Source organism: Leisingera sp. F5 (genome assembly GCF_001593695.1).
Window position 1 is genome coordinate 1 of the sequence record NZ_LUKH01000655.1, and the last position, 1,914, is coordinate 1,914.

Here is a 1,914-nt window from a genome sequence, read left to right on the forward strand (position 1 = left end):
GTTCATTGTCCGCGCGATTGAAAGGGCACCGGGACCCATCAGGGCCCCGATGCAGGGGGGAGGATTACTCCGACAGCAGGCCGCTGATGCGGGCCATGGTGCCGATATCATTGGCAACCCGTGCTGCACTGTCATCAGCGCTTTGCCAATAAACCAGCGCGCCGGTTTCCTTGGCGACATTCTGGGCGCGTTCGCTCATCACCGCCTTTTCCGCAACCGCGATGATTTTGTCGCGCACATCCTGCGGGGTATCTTTGGTCACGAACAGACCGTTCCAAAGCGCGATGTTCAAGCTCTCGTCCAGCTCGCCGATGGTAGGCGCGTCGGGGGCCAGCGGGATGCGCTGATCGGTGATTGAAACCAGCACCTTGACCTGATCCAGGCAGGGCAGCACCAGCTGCAGCGTGGTGTTGATCACATCCGCATCGCCCGAGGCCAGCGTGTTGCAATCCAGCGCATCAAAGGCCGCGTCGGAACCCCACTCGAAACCGGCGTTCTTGGCGTAAGCCTTGGTCACTTGGGTCGGGGTCAGCACATCGCCGAAGTGGCCCAGCGCCACGTCGTTTTCCTTGGCATAAGCGGCCAGCTCTTCCATCGTGCTGTAGGGCGCATCGCCAGATGTGGCGATCACAAAGGGATAGGTCAGGAATATCCCCAGCGGGTCGAATTTCTCAGGCGTCAGCGGCGGGATGTCGATTTGATGCCCCATCACCGGCACCCCAATCACAAATGAGCCGACGGTATAACCATCGCTCGGTGCATTGGCGACTTCAATGGCACCGGGGAACGGCCCGCCGCCGCCGCCCGGCTTGTTCACCACAGCAGCCGCAACACCGTATTCGTTCTGAAAATCCTCGGCGATCATCCGCGTCAGCACGTCTTCCAGATCCCCCGGCGGCCACGGCACGATAAAGTTCACCGGCTTCTCCGGATATTCGGCCTGCGCGGCAACCGCGCCCAGCCCCAGTGCCGCCGCTGCGGCTGCACCTTTCATGAGGGTCTTGAGTTTCATCGTTTTCCTCCCAGTTTTCTTCCCGGCTTTCGCCGATGGTTCGTTATTTGAACCATTGGTTTGAATTTAGATTGACAGGCAGCCCGCTTATCTGTCAACAAAATTGCATCAAAGGTGCGTCTTTTTCCAAAGGCACCACCTGCCAAGACCAAACAGGGAGAACGGACAGGCCCATGGGAACGGTATCCAAAGCCTTGTCATTACTGACATATTTCAATCACGGCCGGACCGGGATCGGGCTCAGCGACCTCACTCGCCTGTCCGGTATGAACAAGGCCACCGTCTTTCGGCTGATGAGCGAGCTGCAGGAATCAGGTTTTGTCGAACAGACCGACGGCGACCGCATGTACCGGCTTGGCCCCCAGGTTCTGCGCCTGGCCGCCCTGCGCGAGGCGGCGGTTCCGATACTTTCGGTCTCGCGCCGTGTGCTGCGCGATCTGAGCGACGAGACCGGCGAAACCACCCACCTGTCGCTGTTGCAGGGAAGCCAGCTGAATTCGCTGTCGCATGCCTATTCCCCGCGCCACGCAACCAAGGTGATGATGGAGGACGCCGAAGTGCTGACCTTTCACGGCACCAGTTCCGGCATGGCGGTGCTGGCCTATGCCGACCCCTGCTTTGCTGACGCGGCACTGGCACAGCCGTTGCAGGCCCACACACCCGAGACGATCACCGATCCGCAGGACATCCGCGCCCAGCTGGCAGATGTCCGCAGCACCGGCATGGCCCAATCCATCGGCGGGTTCGAAGCGGATGTGCATTCCCACGCGGTGCCGGTTTTTGGCCCCGACCGCCAGGTGATCGGCGCGCTCGCCGTGGCCGCGCCGGTGTCCCGCATGACCACTGAACAGAAAGACCTGATCCCTGCCGCCCTGCGGCGCGCGGGCGTCACTCTCACCCAT

Annotated in this window: 2 protein-coding genes; one reads left to right on the forward strand and one right to left on the reverse strand. The window is 61.4% G+C overall.

Going from position 1 to position 1,914, the window contains the following annotated elements; genetic code table 11:
* Positions 1-64: 64 nt before the first annotated feature.
* A complete protein-coding gene (locus tag A2I95_RS34430; protein ID WP_291737024.1) occupies positions 65-1,012 on the reverse strand; it encodes a tripartite tricarboxylate transporter substrate binding protein in 948 nt (315 codons plus the stop codon).
* Positions 1,013-1,185: 173 nt separating this feature from the next.
* Here A2I95_RS34430 and A2I95_RS34435 point away from each other — a divergent pair.
* Positions 1,186-1,914 (forward strand): IclR family transcriptional regulator (locus tag A2I95_RS34435; RefSeq protein WP_291737026.1); only part of this gene is annotated, 729 nt, incomplete at its 3' end.

Excerpts from the sequence above, each read along its gene's own strand:
- A2I95_RS34430 (WP_291737024.1), bottom strand. The coding sequence starts at position 1,012 with ATGAAACTCAAGACCCTCATGAAAGGTGCAGCCGCAGCGGCGGCACTG.